Source organism: Streptomyces odontotermitis (genome assembly GCF_050510915.1).
In the GTDB taxonomy this organism is placed as follows: Bacteria; Actinomycetota; Actinomycetes; order Streptomycetales; family Streptomycetaceae; genus Streptomyces.
The window spans coordinates 217,215-238,928 of the sequence record NZ_JBNJLS010000008.1 but is presented as its reverse complement, the minus strand read 5'-3'; the positions used below and the strand labels follow the sequence as shown (position 1 = coordinate 238,928).

At 74.2% G+C, this 21,714-nt stretch carries 20 protein-coding genes; 13 read left to right on the top strand and 7 right to left on the bottom strand.

The genetic code is table 11. The features are described 5' to 3' along the window. Window positions 1-24 precede the first annotated feature (24 nt). Together ACQB60_RS24140 and ACQB60_RS24135 are read left to right on the top strand one after the other, a co-directional pair. Window positions 25-912 carry a geranyl diphosphate 2-C-methyltransferase gene (locus ACQB60_RS24140; protein ID WP_496928179.1) on the top strand — a complete coding sequence of 296 codons (888 nt, stop codon included), beginning with the start codon at window positions 25-27 and terminating at the stop codon, window positions 910-912. A 58-nt stretch (window positions 913-970) separates the two neighbouring features. After that, window positions 971-1,573 (top strand): TetR/AcrR family transcriptional regulator, encoded by a 603-nt coding sequence (locus ACQB60_RS24135; protein WP_496928178.1) that lies wholly within the window; start codon window positions 971-973, stop codon window positions 1,571-1,573. Here ACQB60_RS24135 and ACQB60_RS24130 read toward each other — a convergent pair. Beyond that, complete coding sequence (locus ACQB60_RS24130) at window positions 1,563-1,997, bottom strand: Fur family transcriptional regulator (RefSeq protein WP_496928177.1); 435 nt, start codon at window positions 1,995-1,997, stop codon at window positions 1,563-1,565. The two genes, ACQB60_RS24135 and ACQB60_RS24130, sit on opposite strands and share 11 nt — an antisense overlap. 351 nt (window positions 1,998-2,348) lie before the next feature. Here ACQB60_RS24130 and katG point away from each other — a divergent pair, with 351 nt between their 5' ends. The 3 genes from katG to ACQB60_RS24115 all read left to right on the top strand — a co-directional run bounded on the left by katG (window position 2,349) and on the right by ACQB60_RS24115 (window position 5,767). Continuing rightward, window positions 2,349-4,565 carry a catalase/peroxidase HPI gene (gene katG / locus ACQB60_RS24125; RefSeq protein ID WP_496928176.1) on the top strand — a complete coding sequence of 739 codons (2,217 nt, stop codon included), beginning with the start codon at window positions 2,349-2,351 and terminating at the stop codon, window positions 4,563-4,565. Between the two features lie 194 nt (window positions 4,566-4,759). Beyond that, entirely contained in the window at window positions 4,760-5,410 is a 651-nt protein-coding gene (locus ACQB60_RS24120) for a hypothetical protein (RefSeq protein WP_496928175.1), read from the top strand. Window positions 5,411-5,503: 93 nt separating this feature from the next. Then, a complete protein-coding gene (locus ACQB60_RS24115; protein ID WP_496928174.1) occupies window positions 5,504-5,767 on the top strand; it encodes a GlsB/YeaQ/YmgE family stress response membrane protein in 264 nt (87 codons plus the stop codon). Between the two features lie 96 nt (window positions 5,768-5,863). On the opposite strand, the gene ACQB60_RS24110 is transcribed toward ACQB60_RS24115, so the two are convergent. Then, entirely contained in the window at window positions 5,864-6,421 is a 558-nt protein-coding gene (locus ACQB60_RS24110) for a TetR/AcrR family transcriptional regulator (protein ID WP_496928173.1), read from the bottom strand. Between the two features lie 114 nt (window positions 6,422-6,535). Between ACQB60_RS24110 and ACQB60_RS24105 the strand changes: the two genes are divergently transcribed. Continuing rightward, the gene (locus ACQB60_RS24105) at window positions 6,536-7,144 is read left to right on the top strand and encodes a DUF2867 domain-containing protein (RefSeq protein WP_496928172.1); all 609 of its coding nucleotides are present in this window, start codon (window positions 6,536-6,538) and stop codon (window positions 7,142-7,144) included. On the opposite strand, the gene ACQB60_RS24100 is transcribed toward ACQB60_RS24105, so the two are convergent. Continuing rightward, window positions 7,047-8,339 carry an MFS transporter gene (locus tag ACQB60_RS24100; protein WP_496928171.1) on the bottom strand — a complete coding sequence of 431 codons (1,293 nt, stop codon included), beginning with the start codon at window positions 8,337-8,339 and terminating at the stop codon, window positions 7,047-7,049. The genes ACQB60_RS24105 and ACQB60_RS24100 overlap by 98 nt on opposite strands. 130 nt (window positions 8,340-8,469) lie before the next feature. On the opposite strand from ACQB60_RS24100, the gene ACQB60_RS24095 reads away from it, so the two are divergent. From ACQB60_RS24095 to ACQB60_RS24070, 6 genes are all read left to right on the top strand, one after another. Next, a complete protein-coding gene (locus ACQB60_RS24095) occupies window positions 8,470-8,685 on the top strand; it encodes a hypothetical protein (RefSeq protein WP_496928170.1) in 216 nt (71 codons plus the stop codon). 47 nt (window positions 8,686-8,732) lie between these two features. Beyond that, complete coding sequence (locus tag ACQB60_RS24090; protein WP_496928264.1) at window positions 8,733-11,030, top strand: heavy metal translocating P-type ATPase; 2,298 nt, start codon at window positions 8,733-8,735, stop codon at window positions 11,028-11,030. Further along, the gene (locus ACQB60_RS24085) at window positions 11,027-11,527 is read left to right on the top strand and encodes a copper chaperone PCu(A)C (RefSeq protein WP_496928169.1); all 501 of its coding nucleotides are present in this window, start codon (window positions 11,027-11,029) and stop codon (window positions 11,525-11,527) included. The genes ACQB60_RS24090 and ACQB60_RS24085 overlap by 4 nt, the downstream gene beginning before the upstream one ends. A 107-nt stretch (window positions 11,528-11,634) precedes the next feature. Then, window positions 11,635-12,303 carry a metal ABC transporter ATP-binding protein gene (locus tag ACQB60_RS24080; RefSeq protein WP_496928168.1) on the top strand — a complete coding sequence of 223 codons (669 nt, stop codon included), beginning with the start codon at window positions 11,635-11,637 and terminating at the stop codon, window positions 12,301-12,303. Next, on the top strand, window positions 12,300-13,196 hold the full coding sequence (locus ACQB60_RS24075; protein WP_496928167.1) for a metal ABC transporter permease: 897 nt from the start codon (window positions 12,300-12,302) through the stop codon (window positions 13,194-13,196). The genes ACQB60_RS24080 and ACQB60_RS24075 overlap by 4 nt, the downstream gene beginning before the upstream one ends. Further along, window positions 13,127-13,966 carry an ABC transporter substrate-binding protein gene (locus ACQB60_RS24070; RefSeq protein WP_496928166.1) on the top strand — a complete coding sequence of 280 codons (840 nt, stop codon included), beginning with the start codon at window positions 13,127-13,129 and terminating at the stop codon, window positions 13,964-13,966. The genes ACQB60_RS24075 and ACQB60_RS24070 overlap by 70 nt, the downstream gene beginning before the upstream one ends. A 98-nt stretch (window positions 13,967-14,064) precedes the next feature. On the opposite strand, the gene ACQB60_RS24065 is transcribed toward ACQB60_RS24070, so the two are convergent. Further along, a complete protein-coding gene (locus ACQB60_RS24065; protein WP_496928263.1) occupies window positions 14,065-15,783 on the bottom strand; it encodes an AMP-binding protein in 1,719 nt (572 codons plus the stop codon). Between the two features lie 74 nt (window positions 15,784-15,857). After that, window positions 15,858-17,702, bottom strand: a complete 1,845-nt coding sequence (locus ACQB60_RS24060) for a CoA transferase (protein WP_496928165.1) — start codon at window positions 17,700-17,702, stop codon at window positions 15,858-15,860. A gap of 132 nt (window positions 17,703-17,834) precedes the next feature. Here ACQB60_RS24060 and ACQB60_RS24055 point away from each other — a divergent pair, with 132 nt between their 5' ends. Next, window positions 17,835-19,085 carry an acyl-CoA dehydrogenase family protein gene (locus ACQB60_RS24055; protein ID WP_496928164.1) on the top strand — a complete coding sequence of 417 codons (1,251 nt, stop codon included), beginning with the start codon at window positions 17,835-17,837 and terminating at the stop codon, window positions 19,083-19,085. 31 nt (window positions 19,086-19,116) lie between these two features. On the opposite strand, the gene ACQB60_RS24050 is transcribed toward ACQB60_RS24055, so the two are convergent. After that, a complete protein-coding gene (locus ACQB60_RS24050; protein ID WP_496928163.1) occupies window positions 19,117-20,460 on the bottom strand; it encodes a sugar ABC transporter permease in 1,344 nt (447 codons plus the stop codon). Next, a complete protein-coding gene (locus tag ACQB60_RS24045; RefSeq protein WP_496928162.1) occupies window positions 20,457-21,578 on the bottom strand; it encodes an MFS transporter in 1,122 nt (373 codons plus the stop codon). Before ACQB60_RS24045 ends, ACQB60_RS24050 begins: the two co-directional genes overlap by 4 nt. Window positions 21,579-21,714 lie beyond the last annotated feature (136 nt).

Genomic DNA, 21,714 nt, shown 5'->3' with positions numbered 1-21,714 from the left:
CACGTTGTGTAAGGAGCCCGCACGATGACGACCACCTCGGAAGCCTCCGCCACCCCCGCGACCTCCGCCTCCTCCGCGCGCGTCCTGCGCACCGCCTACCAGCAGGCCGTCGCGCAGTACTGGAACAACGAGAAGGACCCGGTCAACCTCCGCCTCGGTGACGTCGACGGCCTCTACCACCACCACTACGGCATCGGCGACTGGGACCCCGCCGTCCTCGAAGGCCCCGAGGAGACCCGGGACAAGCAGATCATCGCCGAGCTGCACCGCCTGGAGTCCGCCCAGGCCGACGTCCTCCTCGACCACCTGGGTCCGATCGCCCCGGCCCACCGCCTGCTGGACGCGGGCTGCGGCCGCGGCGGCACCAGCGTCATGGCCAACGCCCGCTTCGGCTGCGAGGTCGACGGGGTGTCGATCTCCGAGTCCCAGGTCGACTTCGCCAACACTCAGGCCCGCAAGCGCGGCGTGGACGACAAGGTCCGCTACCACTTCCGCAACATGCTCGACACCGGCCTGCCCACCGGCGCCTTCCAGGGCAGCTGGAACAACGAGTCCACCATGTACGTGGACCTGCACGAGCTGTTCGCCGAGCACGCCCGGCAGTTGACCCGCGGCGGCCGCTACGTGACCATCACGGGCTGCTCCAACGACGTGACCGGCCTGCGCTCCAAGGCCGTCAGCCGCATCGACGAGCACTACACCTGCAACATCCACCCCCGCAGCGCCTACTTCAAGGCGCTCGCCGCCAACGGCCTCGTGCCCATCAACGTCGTGGACCTCACGGCCGCGACCATCCCCTACTGGGAGCTGCGCGCCAAGTCGACGCTCGCCACCGGCATCGAGGAGCCCTTCCTGACGGCGTACCGCGAGGGCAGCTTCCACTATCTGCTCATCGCGGCCGACCGCATCTGAGGGAGCGCCCCTCGGGGTCGGCGTACACCGGCGGGGAGTGGTTACGCTGGCCGGCATCATGAGTCCCAAGCAACAACGCGGCGCCGAGACCGCGGACCGCCTCCTGGACACGGCGCTGCGGGTGTACGCCGACTGCGGCGAACAGGGCGTCACCGTCAGCGCGCTGACCCGGTCAAGCGGCGTCAGCCCGGGCAGTCTCTACCACCACTTCGGCAGCGTCGACGGGCTCATGAACGCGCTGCTGCTCCGCTGGCTCGGCCGTCTCCTCGAAGAACTCGCCGCGGCCCTGGAGCGGTCCCGCACGGCCAGGACCGGCGTGCGGGCCCTGGTGCGGACCTATCTGGGCTTCGTCCAGGAGCACCCGGACGCGGCCCGGCTGCTCCACTCCTCGTACGCCGACCGGCTGGGGATGGCGCAGGCCAAGCAGTTGCGCGACGCCCAGGAGGCCCGGCTCTCGCCGCTGGCCGACTGGGTGCGCGCGCACATCGCGGCGGGTGAACTCGCCCCGCTGCCCGTGCCGTTGGTGGAGGCGCTCGTCATGGGGCCGGTCATCGCGACGGCGCGCCGATGGCTGTCCGGCATCGACGGCATCGACGGTGTCGACCTCGATCAGGCCGCGCGCGTCCTTCCGGAGCGGATCTGGTGTTCCCTCAGCCCGTGAGCTGCGGGCCCGTCGAGGCGCAGTCGGGGCACACGCCCCGGTAGGTCACCTCGACGTCGGAGACCGTGAAGCCGAAGCGCTCCGAGTCCGGCAGCGCGGCCAGCGGGTCGCCGCCCGGGTGCACGTCGCGGATCGCGCCGCAGCCCGAACACACCAGGTGCTGGTGGGGGTGGTGGGCGTTGGGGTCGTAGCGCTTGGCGCGTCCGTCGGTCGCCACCTCGATCACCTCGCCGAGCGAGACGAGTTCACCGAGGGTGTTGTAGACGGTCGCTCTGGAGATCTCCGGGAGCCGGCTGGTGGCGCGCGCGAGCACTTCGTCCGCGGTGAGGTGGATGTGGTCGCCGTCCAGAACCTCGGCCACCACGCGGCGCTGAGCCGTCAGCCGCCAGCCGCGTCCACGAAGCCTTTCGAGCAGGTCACTCATGCCACCAGCCTAACTGTGCGTCGTCCGACGGATGAATCCGTACGGGCCTGTCTGTCGTATTGACTTGGATTTCGTCCATCGTAGGATCGGTTCCGGCCGACGGCCAAGGGACAGGGCAACAGCGAGGAATGGTGCGTGACTTCAGGAAGCGGGCCCGCTCACGCTGAGGCGAACGCCTCCGGAGTGTGGGACGACGTGAGCCGCAGCTCCTCTCCAGCCGTACTCCTTGGTGTGCCGTGCTTCCTCCCAGTGCCGTGCGTGTGGCCTTCCACACCTCCATGGCCGCGTATTCGTTGTTCCACCGCCCGCAGTTCCTGAGCATCGTGATCCGCCCCGTCCGGAAGGATTCCCATGACTGAGAACCACGACGCGATCGTCACCGACCCCGAGCCGGCGGATCCGACCGGCTGCCCGGTCGCCCACGGTCGCGCCCCGCACCCGACCCAGGGCGGAGGCAACCGCCAGTGGTGGCCGGACCGGCTGAACCTGAAGATTCTGGCCAAGAACCCCGCCGTGGCCAACCCCCTCGGCGAGGAATTCGACTACGCCGAGGCGTTCAAGTCCCTCGACCTGGCCGCCGTGAAGCGGGACATCGCCGAGGTCCTGACTACCTCGCAGGACTGGTGGCCCGCCGACTTCGGCAACTACGGCCCGCTGATGATCCGCATGGCCTGGCACAGCGCGGGCACCTACCGGATCAGCGACGGCCGCGGCGGCGCGGGCGGCGGCCAGCAGCGCTTCGCCCCCCTCAACAGCTGGCCGGACAACGCGAGCCTGGACAAGGCCCGCCGTCTGCTGTGGCCGGTCAAGAAGAAGTACGGCCAGTCCATCTCCTGGGCCGACCTCATGGTCCTCACCGGCAACGTCGCCCTGGAGACCATGGGCTTCAAGACCTTCGGCTTCGCCGGCGGCCGCGTGGACGAGTGGGAGCCCGACGAGGACGTCTACTGGGGTCCCGAGACCGAGTGGCTGGGCGACGCCCGCTACACCGGCGACCGCGAACTGGAGAACCCCCTGGCGGCGGTCCAGATGGGCCTCATCTACGTCAACCCCGAGGGCCCCAACGGCAACCCGGACCCGGTCGCCGCGGCCCGCGACATCCGTGAGACGTTCCGCCGCATGGCGATGAACGACGAGGAGACCGTCGCCCTCATCGCGGGCGGCCACACCTTCGGCAAGACCCACGGGGCGGGCCCGGCGGACGCCGTCGGCAACGACCCCGAGGCCGCGCCGATGGACCAGCTGGGCCTCGGCTGGAAGAGCACCCACGGCACGGGCGTCGGCAAGGACGCGATCACCTCGGGCCTCGAGGTGACGTGGACCGAGACGCCCACCCAGTGGAGCAACAACTTCTTCAAGAACCTCTTCGAGTACGAGTACGAGCTCACGCAGAGCCCGGCCGGTGCCAACCAGTGGGTCGCGAAGAACGCCGAGGCGATCATTCCCGACGCCTTCGACGCGTCGAAGAAGCAGCTTCCGACGATGCTCACCACCGACCTGTCGCTCCGCTTCGACCCGGTCTACGAGCAGATCTCGCGCCGCTTCTACGAGAACCCGGAGCTGTTCGCGGACGCCTTCGCCCGCGCCTGGTACAAGCTGACGCACCGTGACATGGGCCCGGTCGTCCGCTCCCTCGGCCCCGAGGTCCCCGCCGAGGAGCTCCTGTGGCAGGACCCGCTGCCGCAGCGCACCGGCGAGGTCCTCGGCGCCGCCGATGTCGCCGCCCTCAAGGAGCAGGTCCTCGGCACGGACCTGACGGTCGCCCAGCTGGTCTCCGCCGCCTGGGCCGCCGCCTCCTCCTTCCGCGGCAGCGACAAGCGCGGCGGCGCCAACGGCGGCCGCATCCGCCTGGAGCCGCAGCGCGGCTGGGAGGTCAACAACCCGGACGAGCTCGCCCAGGTCCTGCGCACCCTCGAGGGCATCCAGGAGTCCTTCAACTCCCAGGGCGGCAAGCAGGTCTCGCTGGCCGACCTCGTGGTGCTCGCGGGCACCGCGGCCGTCGAGAAGGCGGCCAAGGACGGCGGCGTCGAGGTCCAGGTGCCGTTCACGCCCGGCCGCGTCGACGCCTCGCAGGAGCAGACGGACGTCGAGTCGTTCGCCGCGCTCGAGCCGAGCGCCGACGGGTTCCGCAACTACGTCGGCAAGGGCAACCGCCTGCCCGCCGAGTACCTGCTGATCGACAAGGCGAACCTGCTCAACCTGAGCGCTCCCGAGATGACCGTCCTCGTCGGCGGCCTGCGCGTCCTGGGCGCCAACCACCAGGGCAGCAAGCACGGCGTCCTCACCGACCGGCCGGGCACGCTGACGAACGACTTCTTCGTCAACCTGCTCGACCTGGACACGCAGTGGAAGTCCACGTCCGAGGCGCAGGACGAGTTCGAGGCCCGCGACGCCTCCGGCGCCGTCAAGTGGACCGGCACCCGTGCCGACCTCGTCTTCGGCTCCAACTCCGAGCTGCGCGCGGTCGCCGAGGTGTACGCGAGCGACGACGCGAAGGCGAAGTTCGTGAAGGACTTCGTCGCGGCGTGGGACAAGGTCATGAACCTCGACCGGTTCGACGTCGCCTGACCGCAGTTCCCTGATCGCCCGGGTCCTCCGGAGATCACCCGGTGCTGACGTCCAGGGCCGGCCCGTTAGGGTCGGCCCTGGACGTTTTCCGTTCCGGAACCCTTCACATCCGACGCGGAACCGCCCAGGCAAGCCGACACGTCGTCCACATGCGGGGCCCTGCGCCCCGCACGGACATTCATCGGGGGATGGACATGCGCATCATGGAGTACGACGAACCGACGGCGGAACGCGCCGCCGCCTTCGAGGAGATACTCGACCGAGCCCTGAACTCCCGTGAGATGGCCCGGGAGCTGGCCCGCCCGGCGCGGGCCGCCGACCGGGCCCGGCTCCGCGCGAGCGCCCTGCGGGGCAAGGGCGCCATAGAGGCCGCGGCCGCCGCCGAGTATGCGGCCTACCAGGAGGCGAAGGAGCACGCGGCGCAGCGCGCCCCTGGCCTGGCGCAGGGCGTCGACGAGACCCCCGCCCCCTTCTCCCGCACCCGCGACGGCATCCTGCCCGCGCTCGCGATCGTCGTGCCGGCCCTGTCCGGCATCGCGTCGGTGGTCTTCCTGGTGTGGGGTTTCGTGATGAGCGCCGTCGACGGCCGCCACTACGTCGGCGGCGGGCTGCTCACGGCCGGGGTGGTGTGCGCGTGCGTGGCGGTCGGCGCGGCGGTGGGCGATCTGGCCTGGCTGCTCTCGGCCGCGGCCCGCAACCGGCCCGTGGCGGAGGGCACCCCCTCCGTGGCCGAGGACGCCGAGGTCGGCGCGGCCCGGGACGCGTGGGAACGGGCGCTGCTGGAGCGGGGGATGCTGCCCTTCCTGCGCGACGGCCTCGGTGACCCGCCCCTGTCGCACCCGTAACGGACGGGTGCGCGCCGGGTCGGGCCGAGGACTGCCCCGCCTTGACGTGGGCACTCATCAAGTCGAGTGCTCTGTCGACGAGAGGCGAGCGGCATGGAGATTTCCGGCATCATCAGCGCGATCCTGATCGGCATCGTGATCGGAGTCCTGGGCCGCCTGGCCCTTCCGGGCCGCCAGCACATCGGTGTGCTGTGGACGATCCTGGTCGGCATCGCCGCGGCGTTCGTCGGCACCGCCGTCGCCGCCGCGTTCGACGTCGCCGACACCAAGGGCATCGACTGGATCGAACTGGCCATCCAGATCGGCCTGGCCGCGGTCGGCGTCGCGGGCCTGGAGCGGGCGAAGGCGCGGCGCTGAGCCGAGCTGAGCCGAGCCGAGCCGAGCCGAGCCGAGCCGAGTTGAGGTGAGTGGAGTTGAGCCGGAGGGCGCGGGTGCGTGAACTGCCCGCGCCGCTCAGGCGAGCAGCCTCTCCCTGACCGCTGAGAGGACTTCCGTACGGCTGCGCGGGCCGTTGTCGGCCGCGATGAGATGGTCGCCGATGCGCAGCGAGAAGCTGATGAGACAGCGGGCCTCGACATCGCCCTCGTCGGGGCAGAAGGCGCCGTACAGCCCGCGCAGATAGTCCATGCGCCGGTTGTCGGCGCGGCGCAGCCAGGCCGCCACCTTCTTGTCGCGGCGCGCCCACTCGCGGATCGCGAGTTCGAGCGCGGCGCTGGTGACGTGGGTTCCGTGCCCGCCCACGTAGTCGAAGAGCCGCCCGAGCCGCTCGCGGGCGTCGCCGCCGTCGCGCTCGATCTCCTCGATCACGTCGTCGCTGACCCCGCGCTCCCAGGTGTCGAGCATCTCCTCCAGGAGGGCGGCACGGTTGCGGAAGTAGCCGTAGAAGCCGCCCTTGCTGACGCCGAGCGCCTGGGCGAGGACCTCGACCCGGACGGCCTCGGGGCCGCCCGCGGCGAGGGCCCGCAGACCCTCCTCGATCCACTTCTCCCGCGGGGTGCGGACCGCGCCCATGATTGTGTCCCCTTTCACAAGCCCCTTGGCCTGCCACGAGTATACGGCGCCGTATAGACGGGTCTATGCTCGACTTATACGGCACCGTATAGACCGTATGGACAGGGGTCCGTCATGAGCAGCCTGCGACTTCCCGCCACCGACCACACCCACCGCGCCTGGCGCATCCACGAGATCGCCGGGGACTTCCGGCTGGAGGACGTGTGGATGATGCCGACGCCCGGCGGCCCGGACGATCTGCACCACCTCGTCGAGCAGATCGCGGCCGACGGGGACGAGAAGCCGACCGGCGCCAACGCCGTGGGCCGCGTCCTCTTCGCGGTGCGCTGGAAGCTCGGCGCGCTGCTCGGCTGGGACGGTCCGGAGTCCGGTGTCGGCGGCCGGGTGGCGACGCTGCGCGACCGGCTGCCGGACGATCTGCGGAAGGGGCCGCGAGGCCCCGACTCCGCGCCCTTCACCTCGATCTTCCAGACGCACGACGAGTGGGCCGCCGAGTACGCCAACAAGACCATGCACGGGGTGCTGCACATCGGCTGGGTCCCGGACGGCGACGGCGGCTACCGGGGTCAGATGGCCGTCCTGGTCAGGCCCAACGGCCGCTTCGGCGCCCTGTACATGCTGGGCATCAAGCCCTTCCGGTACCTGGGGGTGTACCCGGCACTGATGCGAGCGGCGGGCCGGGAGTGGCGCCAGAACGAGGCGCGCCGCCACGCGCCGCACTGACACATCCCCTGCGGGAGCGCTCCGCCCACCGGACGGCGAGCGGCGCCGCGAGACCCGTCACGGCGAACAGGGCCCCGACGACGTACCAGCCGGGGCGGCCCCAGGTGATGCAGAGCGAGATGAGCAGACCGGGGCCGAGGGCCTCGGCGAGCCCCGCGCCCAGGCCGAAGACGCCCAGGTACTGGCCGGTGGCGTGGTGCGGGGCGAGGGCGAAGGAGACCTCGAATCCGCCTGCGGAGTGCCAGAGTTCACCGACGGTGTGGACGACCACCGCGGCCATGAGGAGGGCGGCGGCCGCCCACGCCGGGACGTCCGCCGAGAAGGAGACGAGCGCGCAGGCGACGAGGAAGGCCGCACCGGCACGGCGGTAGGCGCGGCCCCCGGCCGCGGGCGAGTCGACGGAGCGGCTCGCCCGCACCTGCAGGGCGATGATGAGGGCCGTGTTGACGAGCATGGTCCCCGAGATGAGCCAGCGCGGCGCGCTCGTGGCCGCCACCAGCCACAGCGGCACGGCCACCGTGAGCACCTTGAACTGGACGGCCATCACGCCGTCGAGCGCGGTGAGGACGAGGTACGGGCGGTCCCGCAGGGCCACCCAGCGCGGTCCGCGCGCGGCGGGCGAGGGCGCGACCGACGGCAGCCGGACCAGCATCACGGCCGAGGCCAGGAAAGCGAACGCGTTCCCCGCGACGAGGAGTTGGTAGGCGGTGAGGGTGTCGACCTGTACCGCCCAGCCCGCCAGCAGCGCGCCCAGTGAGACCCCGACATTGGTCACGGCGCGCAGATAGGCGCGGAACTCCTGCGGCCGCTCGCCTCCGTAGTGCCGGATGAGCGGCGAGCGCGCGGCCACGCCTGCCGCCTTCGCCCCGGTGGCCGCGGTCACCGCGAGGACGAACGGCCAGAAGGCGTCCGCGAGCACGAACCCGGCCGTCGCCAGGGCCTGCACGACGAGCGTCCCCGCGTAGACGCCGCGCGCTCCCCGCGCGTCCGCGAGATGCCCGACGGCGATGCCCGCGAGCAGCGAGACGAGCCCGGCGACGCCGAGCCCGAGCCCCACCTGTCCGGCCGGGAGGCGCACGGCCTCCGTGAAGTAGAGCACCCCCGCCGTGAGGTAGACGCCGCTGCCGACGGTGTAGACGAAGTTGGTCGCGGCGAGGGTGCGTTGGGGCCCGGCGACCGGCACGAACGTGGGCATGCGAAGGCTCCGCCTCCTGGACGGTAGGTAAGGACCAGTCAAGCTTGTTGCTTATTACTCGGCAGGGCAAGGGGGATGAGGGAATCCCGTCGGGAACTCGCGGCCGTCGTCGTCCGACTCCTGAGGAGTGATGAGCAAGTCCCGGATTCCTTTCGCCCTCTGCGCCTTCCTTGTGCTGCTCGCGGCGATGTTCGCGGTGGCCTACGCCGTGGGGTCGGCCGTCGGGCCGGTCGCGCCCGGTATGCACCGGAGTGATACGCGGGACCCCGGTGGCGGCGGGGGCGGTGGGGGAGGCGGGGGTGACGACATGGGTGACATGGGCGGCATGCACGGAGGACACGGGTGAGCGGCGTCGAAGAGCGGGTGGGTGGCGGTCAGGTGGACGACGCCGCCGTGACCGCCGACTCCGCCGTCGTGACCACGGACCTGACCGTCGGCGGCATGACCTGCGCGGCCTGTGTGAAGCGCGTCGAGAAGCGGCTCGGGCGCCTTGAAGGGGTGACCGCCACGGTCAACCTCGCCACCGGTCGCGCCCATGTCAGCCACCCGCCGGACCTCGCGCCCGAAGAGCTCGTCGCCGCCGTCGAGCGCGCCGGGTACACGGCGGAGCTGCCTCCGGAGCCCGAGACCAAGGAACAGCAACGGCCTCCGGGCGAAGCGGAGTTGGGGTCGCGCGACGACCTGCGGCGTCTCCTCGTCACCGCCCTCCTGTCCGCCCCGGTGCTCGCCCTCTCGATGGTGCCCGCCCTCCAGTTCCGCAACTGGCAGTGGCTGTGCTTCGTGCTCGCCGCGCCGGTCGCCGTGTGGAGTGCGTGGCCCTTCCACATCCGGGCGGTGCGTGGGCTGCGGCACTCGGCGGCGACCATGGACACGCTCGTGTCGCTCGGTGTCGCCGCGTCGTTCGCCTGGTCCGCGTACGCGCTCTTCCTGGGCGGCGCGGGGGCGCCGGGCATGCGGATGCCGTTCACCCTGTGGGTCTCCGGCGCGGGACAGGAGGGCGTCGCGCACGTGTACCTGGAGGCGGCCGTCGGGGTGCCGCTGTCCGTGCTCGCCGGGCGCTATCTGGAGGCGAGGGCGCGGCGCGGCACCGGGGCGGCACTGCGGTCCCTTGCCGGGCTCGCGGTCAAGGATGTCGCGGTACGGGACGACGGGGACGGGACCGGGACCGGGACCGAACGCCGCGTACCCATCGGGGAGTTGAGGAAGGGGCAGGTCTTCGTCGTGCGGCCGGGGGAGCGGGTCGCCACCGACGGGGTCGTCGACGCGGGCGGCTCCGCCGTGGACCTGTCGCTCGTCACCGGGGAGAGCGAGCCCGTCGAGGTCGGGCCGGGCTCCGCGGTGACCGGAGGCGCCGTCAACGTGGGCGGGCTGCTGCTCGTGCGCGCCACGGCGGTCGGCGCCAACACACAACTCGCGCGCATCACCCGCATGGTGACGGACGCTCAGGCGGGCAAGGCGCGCGCCCAGCGGCTCGCCGACGCGGTGGCCGGGGTGTTCGTGCCGGTCGTGCTCGCCCTCGCCGTCACCGTGCTCGGGTTCTGGCTCGGCGCCGGGGCCGACGCGCAGGCCGCCGTCACCGCCGGTGTGGCCGTCCTCGTCGTCGCCTGCCCCTGCGCACTCGGCCTGGCCACCCCCACCGCGCTCCTCGCCGCCACCGGTCGCGGCGCCCGGCTCGGCGTCCTGGTCAGCGGTGCCCGCGCCCTGGAGACGCTGCGCCACATCGACACCGTCGTCCTCGACAAGACGGGCACGCTCACCTCCGGGCACATGAGCGTCACCCGCGTCACCGCCCGCCCCGACGACGACGGCACCGGTATCGGCGCGGACACTGTGGTGCGGCTCGCCGGAGCCGTGGAGCAAGGGTCGGAACACCCGGTGGGGCGGGCCGTCGCCGCGTACGCGAGGAGCCGCGCGGGCGACGAAGGGCTCCCGGAGGTACGGGAGTTCCGGGCCGACGCCGGGCGGGGCGTGCGCGGCCGCGTCGACGGGCGGCTCGTCGAAGTGGGCGCGCCGGGCGATGCGTTGGAGGGTGTCCCGGACGGCGTCCTGGGCGGAGCGCTCGCCGACGCCGAGGCCGCCGCGCACACCGCCGTCCTGGTCCGCGTCGACGGCGAGCCCGCGGCACTCATCGCCCTTGCGGACCTGCCGAGGCCCGGCAGCTACCGTGCCGTGCACCGGCTCCGGCGGCTCGGCGTGCGGCCCGTCCTCGCCACCGGGGACCGCGAGTCCACCGCCCGCGCCGTCGCCGAGGATCTCGGCATCGACGAGGTGCACGCCCGCCGCACACCGGAGCAGAAGGCAGCCCTCGTAAGGCAGTTGAAGGACGAGGGGCGCCGGGTCGCGGTCATCGGTGACGGTGTCAACGACGCGGCCGCCCTCGCCGGGGCCGACCTCGGGATCGCCATGGGCGGCGGCACCGACGCTGCCATCGGCGCCGCCGACGTGACGCTCGTGCGCGGCGACATCGAGGCCGTCGCCGACGCGGTCCGGCTCGCCCGGCGCACCCTCGCCACCATCAGGATCAACCTCCTGTGGGCCTTCGGCTACAACGCCGTCACGCTGCCGCTCGCCGCGGTCGGGCTGCTCAATCCGATGGTCGCCGCCGCCGCGATGTCCGCCAGCTCGCTCCTGGTGGTCGGCAACAGCTTGCGGCTGCGCACCTGGCAGCCCGTACGAGGAGGACTGCGATGACCACCACAGTGCGGACCGGGCGACGGGTCTGGGACGCCGTGCGTGCCGGGCTCGCCCCCGTGGCGGCGAGCGCCGTCGCCCTGGGCGGGCTCGTCCTGTGGACCGGCTCCGGCGCCGCGGGCAGTCCGCCGCGCATCGAGGTCGACGCCGGGCGCGTCTTCCTCCCCTACGGCGACACCACGGACACCGCCGCGTTCTTCCGGATCACCAACTCCGGTGGCGCGGCCGACCAGTTGGTGTCCGTGGCGGCGCCCGGCGTCGACGACGTGATGCTCGGCCGGTACGCGCCGTCGGGCGGCGGGGCGGCCTCCATGCGCATGGTGGGCTCCGCGACCGTCCCGGCGCGCGCGACCCTCGCGATGGCGCCCGACGGCCTGGACATCATGCTCACGGCGCGCACCGACTGGCGGGTGGGGGACCGGGTGCGGTTCGAGCTGACCTTCCGGCACGGGGGCCGCGTCGCGGCGGAGGCGGTCGTGGTCCGGCCCGGTGGCTGACGCGACACCGGACTTGAATCTCCCGGGAACTCACCGGCCCCGCGCCCCGACTCCTGTCGAGGAACCAGGAACAACGGGAGAGGGGAACAGCGGGAGTGAGGAGCGGGATGGACGACGGTCTCGACGTACGGATGCGCGACGTCTCCTGCCGCCACGGGCGGGTCGAGGCCGTGCGCGGCGTGGACCTCGATGTCGCGGCCGGTGAGCGGATCGCCCTGACCGGCACCAACGGGTCGGGCAAGACGACCCTGTTGCGGGCCGTGCTCGGCCTGCACCGCCGGGTCGGCGGGACCATCCGCGTCGGCGGCCGTACGGCGGGCAACGCCGCCGAGTGGGCGTGGCGGCGGCGCGCCTGCGCATGGATCCCGCAGAAGCCCGCCGTCGGCCGGTTCCCGCTGCTCGCACGGGAGTTGCTGGCCGGCGGCGGCGCGGCGGGCCCGGCCGGGGAAGCGGCCGGGAGGCTGGGCGTGGCCCACCTCGCGGACCGGCCCCTGCACACCCTGTCCGGCGGCCAGCTCCAGCGCATGTACCTGGCGCGGGCGGTCGGCTGCGTCGCCGCGGGCGCCGGGGTGCTGCTCGCCGACGAACCCACCGCCGCCCTCGACTTCGAGGGGCAGGAGGAGGCCGCCGATGTGCTCCTGTCGCTGCCCGTGACGGTCCTCGTCGTCACCCACGACCGGTCCCTCGCCGATCGCTGCGACCGGACCCTGGAGATGGCCGCGGGCACCCTGCGCGAGGTGGCGCGCGGCGCCTCGGCGGCGGGGGGCGCGCGGTGACCGCCGTCGCGTCGGCCGACCTCGGCGTCCTGCTGCAGCTGCTGCCCGTCCAAAGGGCGGGCGCGGCACTGCTGTTGGCGGCTCTGGGGCTCCCCGTGATCGGGGTCGTCATCGTGGGGCTCGACATCATGCCGGTGCGGTTCGCGATGATGCATGTCGCGCTGCTCGGCATCGCCGTGGGCCTGCTCACCGGCCTCGACCCGATGCTGTGCGCCCTGGTCGCCTGCGGGCTCGCGGGCGCCTCGGTCGCCCCGCTCGCCCGCACCCCGGACGGCCTCTCGGGGGCGATGGGCCTGCTGATGAGCCTCGCGATCGCGGCCGCGCTCCTGGTGCTCGCGGTGTCCGGGGTGAACGCCTCGGGGGCCTTCGCGCTCCTGTGGGGCTCGATCCTCTCCGTGGGCGCCGCCGACCTGTGGGTGGTCGGAGCGCTTGCCGTCGCCGTGCCCGCGCTGTTCTGGTGGCGCCGCCGCGACCTCGCCCTGCTCCTGTACGACCGTGAACTCGCCCTGTCCTCAGGGGTCCGCGTCGAGCGGCTCACCCTGCTGCTGCTCGTCCTGGTCGCGGTGGCCGTCGCCGGGGCGATCAAACTCACCGGCGCGCTGCTCGTCGACGCGCTCACCCTGCTGCCCGCGCTCGCCGCCCGGCGCCTCGGGTCGTCCCTGAAGTCCATCACCGCCTGGGCGGTCGGCATCGGCGTCGCCGTGAACCTCTCCGGGTTCCTCGTCGCGCTCAAGTTCGACCTGCCGCCGGGCCCCGTGCTTGTCCTGACGGCCGGGGCCGTGGTCCTCGCTGTCCATCTCATCCCCGAACGGAGAATCAGCTCATGGCGCGCACCCGCGTCCGTATCCCCGCAGTCCCCTCCCGCCGCCCCGTCCCTGCCTCCCTCGCACTGACCCTGGCCGCGGGCCTCGCGTTCACCGCGACGGCCTGCGGGGGCGACAGCGAGAAGTCCGGCTCCGCGGGCAAGGGCTCCCAGGGCGGGGCGCCGTCCGTCGTGGTCACCACCACCTGGGAGGGCGCCTTCGCCAAGGCGGCGGGCGCCCGCGACGTCAAGGTGATCGTCCCGAAGTCGGTGCACCACGCCCCCGACTACGACCCGAAGCCGTCCGACCTCGCGGCCGTCGCCGACGCCGACTTCGTGCTCTACGCGCCCTTCGAACCGTACGCGGCGAAGATCAAGGACGCGGCCGGCTCCGACGCCGAGCTCGTCGAGGTCGGCCTCGACAACGACGCCGCCAAGGTGAGTGCCGAAGTGACGCGCCTGGGCAGGAAGTTCGGCACCGAGGCGGCGGCCGCCCGCTGGAACAAGACCTTCAAGGCCGAGTACGGCAAGCTGCGCAAGGACCTGACGGCGTCCTGGCCCGGCGGCAAGGCGCCGAAGGTCGCCGCGCAGACGTTCACCGCGTGGTCCGCGAAGCTCGCGGGCGCGGACGTCGTCGGCACGTACGGCCCGGAGGCCGTGACGGCGAAGCAGCTGGCCGACCTGTCGAAGAAGAAGCCCGCCCTCGTCCTGGACAACGCCCACATGACGACGGGCAAGGTCCTGCCCGACTCCGGCGCCCGGCAGGTGGAGATCGTCAACTACCCGGGTGACGACCTGGACCTGCTGGCGGTGTACCGGGACGCGGCCGGGACGGTGAAGAAGGGGATGGGCGGAAGCTGAGCGGGGTCCGCCACCCGTAGCGGCACGTGCAGATGTGAGGGGGCCACCCGGACATTCCGGGTGGCCCCCTCACGTAGGGCCGATCGGGCCGCCCCCGATCAGACCGCCCCGGCCAGCGACGGCTGCCCCGCCTCGGCCCCCTCGCCCTCGCCGGCCAGCCGCTTCCGTAGCAGCGGGCGGTCCGGCTTGCCCGCCGGGGTCAGCGGCAACTCCCCTACGAGAAGAAGATGTTCGGGGTGCTTGCGGCGCTCCAGGCCGCGGGCGTCCAGGTGGGCGGAGAGCTCGGCGAGCGTGGGCGGGTGAGCGGCGGACGCGACCACGCAGGCCGCGAGGCGTTCGCCCATCAGAGGGTCGGGGACCCCGACGCACACCACGTCCCGCACCAGCGGGTGCGCGGCGAGCTCGACCTCCACCTCCGCCGGGCTGATGTTGGCGCCGCCCCGGATCACCACGTCCTTGAGCCGCCCCACGACCCGCAGCGTCCCGTCCGCGTCGAGCCGCCCCAGGTCGCCCGTGCGCACCCAGCCGTCGGTGGTGCGGTAGCGGGCGTCCAGGTCGGGGGCGGCGACGTAGCAGAGCGGCGTCATGGGGCCGCGCGCGACGATCTCGCCCACGGCGCCCACGGGCGCCTCGACGAGGCCGGGCGCGTCCGGCACGGCGATGCGTATCTCCGCGACGCGGGCGTCGGGGCGGCCCGCGAGCACCCCGGCGGCGTGCTCCTCCTGGACGGGGCGTGCGTCGAGCCCCGTATGGCAGTTGACACCGTCGGCGGAGCCGTAGAGGTTCACGACCGGGCAGCCGAAGACGCGCCGGGCCTCCGCGGCCGTCGCCTCGTCGAGGGGGGAGCCGCCGACGACGAGGGCGGTGGGGGAGGGCAGTTCGGGGCGGGCGCCGCCGTTCGTGATGCCGTCGCCGCCCGTGACGCGGTCCAGGAGCATCCGCACCATCGTCGGCACCCCGAGGACGTGCGTCGGCCGGTGCTCGACGATCGCGTCCAGGGCCGCCTCGGGCGTGAAGTGGTCGAGGAGCACGAGGGTGCCGCCGTGGCGGGCGAGCGCGACGGCGGTGCCGTTGCTGCCGAACGCCGACGCCAGCGGGACCAGGAACAGACACCGCGGCGGGGCGTTGTCCGGCATGAGGGAGGCGAGGAAGTTGCCGCGCCCTCCGGCCAGCGCGTTGTGCGAGTACGCGACCATCTTCGGCTCGGCCTCGGAACCGGAGGAGACGAGGATGCGCGCGGCACTGTCGGGGTCGGGCCGCACCGGCGTGACGGCGGCGGGGTCGCCGTCACGCAGGAGGGCGGACAGGGCGACGGCCCCCGCGGGCACGTCCGCCGCGGGGCCGGTGGCGACGACCGTGCGCAGATGGGGGAGTTCCCCGGCGAGGGCGAGCAGGTCGGCGGCGTGGTGGGCGCCCCGGTGCTCGGTCGCCGCGAGCACGGCGACCGCCTCGGACCGGCGCAGCAGCGACGCGGCCTCCCGCCCGCCCCGCCCCACGGGGAACGGCAGCGCGACGGCCCCGAGCGCGGCGAGCGCGAGATCCGCGACGACGGCATGACGGCCACTGGGCAGCTGCACGCCCACCACGTCGCCCGCCCGTATCCCGAGCCCCGCGAGCCCGGCGGCCAGACATCGCGCTTTCCGGTCGAGCGCGGTGTAACAGAGTTTCCCCTTGCCGTCGATGACGGCGGTGCGATGCGGGTCGGCGATCTGCCGCGCCCGGAACAGGCTGTAGAGGTCCAGGTCGGGGCAGGTCCCGTCGGCGGCCCAGGACCTGCGCAGGCCGGCGGGGAGGAGGTCGGGGAGGGCGAGGGTCATGGGTGGCTCCTGGGAGTCGGAGTGGTGGGTGGCGCGCGGGAGAGCGGCGGCGGTCGCGGGGAGGGCGCGGGCGCTCACGCGAAGACCCAGGGCGCCGGGACCGCCGGGGCGCCGTGGGTGTCGCGGGGGATCGGGCCGCAGGGGCCGGGGGAGCGCAGCAGGTCCGCGAGATCGGTGGTGACCGGGGCCGCGGACAGGCCGTGGCCGCGGAGCAGGTCCACGGCCACGTGCGTGGGGAGTTGGCGCAGGTCGTACGCGGCTGCCGCGGGCGCGCTCGCGTCGGTGGGGGACAGCCAGCCGTCCGCCGTGGGCAGCGGCCGGCGGAACCCGGCCGTCCTGCGGGCCGTGCCACCGGCCGCGACGCGGGCCCGCGCGGCCGCCGTCAGCACATCGGCGGCGGCAAGCAGCGACGACTCCACGCCCACGCCGCGCCCGGTCCGCTCCCGCGTCAGCAGGCCCGCGAGGATCGCCTCGGCGCCCAGCAGCCCGCCCAGCACGTCGAGCAGCGTCATCAACGACGGCGCGGGCGGCTCGTCGGCGGGGCGCGCGGCCTCGCCCACCCCGGTGCGGGCCTGCACCATGAAGTCCGTGCCCATCGGCGCGTCCGGGACACGGTCCGCCCAGCCGCTCGTGTACGCGTAGACGAGACCGGGGGCGGACGCCGCCAAGCCGGCCCTGTCCAGGCCCAGTTGAGCCGCCTTGCCCGGCGCCCAGTTGTGCAGGAACACATCGGCGCCCGCCACCAGCTCCCGCAGCCGCGCCCGGTCCGCCGCCGACTTGATGTCCACCTCCACGGCCCGCTTGCCGCGGTTCAGGGCGAGCCAGCGCGCCGACACGCCCGCACAGGCGGGCGGCATCCCGCGCAGCGGATCACCGCCCGGCGGCTCGACGCGCACCACGTCGGCGCCGAGCAGCCCCAACAGGTGTGCGGCGAGCGGCGCTTGGATGCGCCGGCCCGCTTCCAGGACGGTGATCCCGGCCAGGGGCCGCGTGCGGGAGCCGTCGTCTCCTGAGTACGAGGGTGCGTACGCGTCCTCGTACGAACCGATCTGCCACGGCGCCGCGCCGTCCGCCTCCCCGACCCGGTCCGCGATCGACCGCAGCGCGCACACATCGGCGCCGGACGCCTCGGCCACGTGCCGGATCCGGCCCCAGGCGTGCGCCCGCACCACGTCGTGCAGCACCGGCGGGAAGGGCGCGCAGGCCGTCGCGTACCGGAACTGGAAGGGGCGCCAGCCCCGGCGTATCGCCTCCTGCGGGGCACCGAGCCCGCGCCAGAACGCCGCCCACACGCCGGGGTCGAGGGTCTCCAGCTCGAACACGGTCCCGTCGGACGACGTGAACGGCGGGCCTCCCGGGGCGAGTTCGGCCGCCTCGTCCTCCTCCGCCCCGGCCGCCGCCAGATACTGCGACACCGCGAGCAGCCCGGCCCGCTCGGCGCTGACCCGCACCCGGCCGGGCGCCGCCGTGCCGCGCGCCTGGGCGAGCAGTCCGGCGAGGAGGCCCTGCACGGCGAGGACGCCGGTCGCGGTGGCGGCGTAGTCGACGGCGAGTCCGCGCGGGGAGCCGTCGCGGCGGCCGTGCACCGCCATCATGCCGGTCGTGGCCTGCACGGTCGCTTCGTCGGTGGCGTCGCGTGCCGAGTCGCCCCAGGCCGTGACGAGGGAGACGTCCCCGAACTCGGCGCCGCCGAGGGCGATGTGCCGGCCACCGGCCCTGAACTCGCCGTCCTCGCCGTCCCTTCCTCCTTCGGCGTCCCTTCCCCCCTCGGCGCCGAGGCGCCTCAGGTGCTCCACCACCACGTCCGCTCCCGGCCCCGGCGGCCCCGGTGGGCCCTGCTGAGCCGAAGTCTCCAGTCGCAGTCCGTCGAGCGGCTGCCCGACCGTCCGCGCGGCCGTCGGTGTGGCTGGTGTCCCCATTGCCTCGTCCCCTGCCCTTCGTGATGCGCATGCCGTCGCGCGGGAACTCGGAGGCGGTCGCCCCCGACCTGTTCCACGGAACAGACAGTCGGATCGCCGTCGCCGGGGGTTCCCGGGGGCTGGAGGAAAGTGATGACGGAAGCGGAGTCGGTGGCAGCGGAGCGGGAGCCCCAGCCGGAGCGGGACCGGGAGTGGGAGACGGTGGGCGGGGCCCCGTGCCCGGCGGAGGCCGTGGACGTGCGGGACCGCGTCACGGAGTTCGTACGCCGCCGGGTCGTGCCCTGTGAGCCGGTGCTCGACGCGGGCGGCCCGGACGCGGCGGCCACGCTGCGCGGCCTCCAGAAGGAGGCGAAGGACGCGGGCCTGTGGGCGCTGCCCCTCCCCGTCGAACTCGGCGGCCAAGGGCTCCCGTTGACCTCGTACGCGCACATCGCCGAGGCCGAGGGCGCCAGCGACCACGGCCCCGCGGCGCTCGGCTCGCACTCTTTCCTCGACGCGCTGATGCTCTGGCGGCACGGCAGCCCGCGCGTGCGCGAGCGGTACGTGGAGCGGCTGGTCGCCGGGGACGTCCGCGCCTGTTACGGGATGACCGAGCGCGAGACGCCGGGCACGGACCCCTTCCTCACCGAGACCCGCGCCGAGGCGGGGCCGGACGGCAGCTGGCGACTGAACGGCGGGAAGTGGTTCACCAGTGGGATCGGCGACGCCGACCTGGTGACGGTGCTGGCCCGTACCGACGGAACGGCGCCCGACCGCCAGGGCCTGTCCCTTCTCCTGGTCCCGACGGACGCACCCGGCTTCCGGGTGGTGCGGGAGCTGCCGGTGCTCGGGGCGGCCGGACAGGGGGAGTTCGTGCTGGACGACGTCCGGGTGGACGCCGACCACCTCATCGGCTCCCGGGGCGGCGCGCTCGCCGTCGCCGCCGAACGCCTCCAACTCGGCCGCACGTTGCGCTGTCTGCGGTGGCTCGGCCAGGCCCGGCGCGCCTTCGACCTCCTGCGGGACCGCGCCACGACCCGCATCCGCTCCCGCGGCCCCCTCGCCGACCTGCAACTCGTCCAGCTCCACGTCTTCGAGGCCCTGCTCGCGCTGCGCACCACCCGGCCGCTGGTGTACGAGGCCGTGGCCCGCCTGGACGCGGGGCAGGACGCCCATGTGGAGGTGGGGCTCGCGAAGGTCGCGGCGGCGCGGATGCTCCAGCAGGTGGCCGACTCCGCGATCCAGGTCCACGGCGCGGCGGGACTCTCCCCCGACAGCCCGCTGCCCGCCCTGTTCCGCACGGGGCGGCTGGCCCGGATCCTCGACGGTCCCGACGAGCTGCACATCGCGTCGGTGGCGCGGCGGGTGCTCGCCCAGGAGGGCGGGGCAGGGGCGCGCGGGTAGCGCGGGGCAGGGGAGCGCGGGCGGGCGACGCCTATGCCTCGTGCGGTCCCACCAGGCCCGTGAGCGCGGCGAGGGCGTGCGCGAGGAAGAAGTCGCCCCAGATCAACTCATGTCGGACGGCCGTCGCGGAGCCCAGGTCGTAGCAGCCGTCCAACAGGCGGCCGTCGGCGGTGAGATGGCGGTGGACGAGCCGTTCGAGCACCGCCACGGCCCGTTCGCGCTCGCCGAGCTTGAGCAGCGCGAGCGCGGTGATGGCGGCGGCGGAGGTGTCGAGGGGGCGGTCGGGGACGTGGGGGTTGCCGGGGCTGCGGGTGTTGGCAGGGCTGCGGGGATCGGCGGGACTGTGGGTGTTGGCGGGGCCGCCGGGGTCTTCGGGGGCGCCGGGGTTGTCGGGGTTGTCGGGGTTGTCGGAGCGGTCGGTCGTGTCGGAACGGACGGTCGTGCCGGTCGCGTCTGCCGCGGGTACGAGGGCGGTCGGGGTCAACTGCTCGACGGCGGGGGTGAGATCACCCGCGCCGGACTCCCCGAGGGCGTGCCGGGCGTCGGCCAGGGCGAGCAGCAGCCAGGCGGGCCCCCGCCCCCAGCCGGGCGGCGGTTCGGCGCACGGTGCCCACCGCTCGCCCTCCTCCCGGCGCCACGCCCAGTGGAACGGCCGCCGCCCGAGGCAGAGTTCGAGGTGGACGCGCAGATGGGAGCGGGCCGCTTCGGGGTCCACCAGGGCCAGCAGGGGCACGAGGCCCGGCACCCCGTCGACGCGGGCGAGCAGGCGGGGGCCGCCGAAGGCCGAGCCCCACGGCACCAGGCCGAGCCGCTCGTCGAACGCGCCGCGACAGGAGCGGGCCGCCCGCAGCCGCAGCGGTGCGAGGGCGTCCCGGTCCGCGCCGTCGGCGAACGCGGTGCCGTACCAGAGGATCAGGCCACGGGTCGCCGTGTCGGCGTCGATCCACGGCGCGAGACGCCCGGCACAGTCGCGCGCGGCCGCCCGGTCGCCGTGCTCCCCGCTGTGCCGGGCCCGCAGCCACAGCAGCCCCGCCCAGAACCCGCCGGTCCACGACCCCCGCCCGGTCGTGGTCCAGCGCCCGTCCCCGGGCTCCGCGAACAGCGGGAAGCGGGCGCCGACTTCGGCCCGGGTGCGGGCGGCACGGGTGAGGAGGGAGTCGAGGGCCGGCCCGGCCCAGTCGGGGGTGAGGGAGGGGGTGGTGGCGGCGTCGGACCGCCGGTCCGCCCGACCCGCCCGGTCGGGTTCGGCGCCGACGGAAGGTGAACCCGTTGACGTACGGCCGGAGACGTCCACCTGCTCAGTACGGCGGAAGACGTTCACCTGCTCAGTGCGGCCGAAGACGTCCACCTGCTCAGCGCGGCCGGAGTCGCTCACGCGCCCACTCCCGCACGCCGACGGTCCCGTACCGCCCACACCAGCGCCACCGCCCCCGCCGCCGTGAACTCGGCCGCGACCAGGAGCCAGCCGGTGCCGTAGCGGCCGGCCTCCGCGAAGAGACCGAACAGCGGGGGCCCCGCGGCGAAGCCCGCGAAGAAGCCCGCCGCCACCAGGGCCGAGTCCTGGCCCGCGCGGCCCGGTGCCGCGCGCTGCAGAACCAGCACCATCGAGACCGCGTTGGCCGCCACCGCGAACACTCCGACCGCCACCGCCGCAGGCCACACCAGTACCTGGGCCGACGACGAGGCCGTGAGGAGGAGCGCCGCCGCGACCGCGCCCACGGCGAGGCCGCCCGGCAGCCACACCGCGCGCTCGGGTCGCCCCGCGGCCTTCGACCAGCCGACCCGGCCCACGATCCCGGTGACTCCGAGCACCGCCACGAGGGCGCCCGCCGCCGTCGGCCCGAAGCCGAGCCGCTCCGTCCCGTACAGCGCCACATACGTGTTCACGGACGCGATGCCGCAGCCCAGGAACAGGGAGAAGGCCGCGAGCCAGGCGATCATGCCGCGCGGCACCCACGCCGCGCGCACGGACTTCGGAGGCGGATCGGCGGGCAGGGCCCGCGCCGCCCAGACGGCAGCGACCACCGCGGCCGCGGCCGCCGTCCACACGGCGCCCCGCCAACTCACCCACCCGGCGAGCGCGGTGAGCGGCAGCCCCGCGGCGAACGCCCCGAGCTGCACACCGGACTGCTTCGTCCCGGTCACCCGGCCCCGTGCGGCGGGCGGCACGGCCGCCAGGATCGCCTTGTTCGTCGCGGGGTTGGCCAGCGCCTGCGGCAGCCCGCCGACGCCGACCGCCGCCAGCAGGAACCCGGCGCTCCGGGCCGCGCCGATCAGCGCGAGCGCCAGCGCCGACACCAGGAGCAGCGCCACCAGGCAGCGGCGCGGACCGACCCGGTCCACCACCCGGCCGCCCAGCGGCGAGAGCACGGCGGCCGTGCCGAAACCGATGGTCGTGGTGAGCCCCAGGGTGGCCGGTGACACGCCGAGTTCGTCCACCAGGCGGGGGCCGAGCGCGCCGAGCAGGAACAGCTGGAGCATCGAGAAGGCCATGGCACAGGTCAGCAGCGCGGTGGTGGAGCGGGCGGAGGGCGCGGATTCCGGGAGTTCGCCCGTGGTCGGGCCGCCTGCGGCGTGGCCCGTGTCCGGACCCGCTCGGCCCGGTACTTCCGTGTCAGGTCGCGCTCCG

Excerpts from the sequence above, each read along its gene's own strand:
- ACQB60_RS24140 (WP_496928179.1), top strand. The coding sequence starts at position 25 with ATGACGACCACCTCGGAAGCCTCCGCCACCCCCGCGACCTCCGCCTCC.
- ACQB60_RS24135 (WP_496928178.1), top strand. The coding sequence starts at position 971 with ATGAGTCCCAAGCAACAACGCGGCGCCGAGACCGCGGACCGCCTCCTG.
- ACQB60_RS24130 (WP_496928177.1), bottom strand. The coding sequence starts at position 1,997 with ATGAGTGACCTGCTCGAAAGGCTTCGTGGACGCGGCTGGCGGCTGACG.
- katG (WP_496928176.1), top strand. The coding sequence starts at position 2,349 with ATGACTGAGAACCACGACGCGATCGTCACCGACCCCGAGCCGGCGGAT.
- ACQB60_RS24120 (WP_496928175.1), top strand. The coding sequence starts at position 4,760 with ATGCGCATCATGGAGTACGACGAACCGACGGCGGAACGCGCCGCCGCC.
- ACQB60_RS24115 (WP_496928174.1), top strand. The coding sequence starts at position 5,504 with ATGGAGATTTCCGGCATCATCAGCGCGATCCTGATCGGCATCGTGATC.
- ACQB60_RS24110 (WP_496928173.1), bottom strand. The coding sequence starts at position 6,421 with ATGGGCGCGGTCCGCACCCCGCGGGAGAAGTGGATCGAGGAGGGTCTG.
- ACQB60_RS24105 (WP_496928172.1), top strand. The coding sequence starts at position 6,536 with ATGAGCAGCCTGCGACTTCCCGCCACCGACCACACCCACCGCGCCTGG.
- ACQB60_RS24100 (WP_496928171.1), bottom strand. The coding sequence starts at position 8,339 with ATGCCCACGTTCGTGCCGGTCGCCGGGCCCCAACGCACCCTCGCCGCG.
- ACQB60_RS24095 (WP_496928170.1), top strand. The coding sequence starts at position 8,470 with ATGAGCAAGTCCCGGATTCCTTTCGCCCTCTGCGCCTTCCTTGTGCTG.
- ACQB60_RS24085 (WP_496928169.1), top strand. The coding sequence starts at position 11,027 with ATGACCACCACAGTGCGGACCGGGCGACGGGTCTGGGACGCCGTGCGT.
- ACQB60_RS24080 (WP_496928168.1), top strand. The coding sequence starts at position 11,635 with ATGGACGACGGTCTCGACGTACGGATGCGCGACGTCTCCTGCCGCCAC.
- ACQB60_RS24070 (WP_496928166.1), top strand. The coding sequence starts at position 13,127 with ATGGCGCGCACCCGCGTCCGTATCCCCGCAGTCCCCTCCCGCCGCCCC.
- ACQB60_RS24065 (WP_496928263.1), bottom strand. The coding sequence starts at position 15,783 with ATGACCCTCGCCCTCCCCGACCTCCTCCCCGCCGGCCTGCGCAGGTCC.
- ACQB60_RS24060 (WP_496928165.1), bottom strand. The coding sequence starts at position 17,702 with ATGGGGACACCAGCCACACCGACGGCCGCGCGGACGGTCGGGCAGCCG.
- ACQB60_RS24055 (WP_496928164.1), top strand. The coding sequence starts at position 17,835 with ATGACGGAAGCGGAGTCGGTGGCAGCGGAGCGGGAGCCCCAGCCGGAG.
- ACQB60_RS24045 (WP_496928162.1), bottom strand. The coding sequence starts at position 21,578 with ATGGCCTTCTCGATGCTCCAGCTGTTCCTGCTCGGCGCGCTCGGCCCC.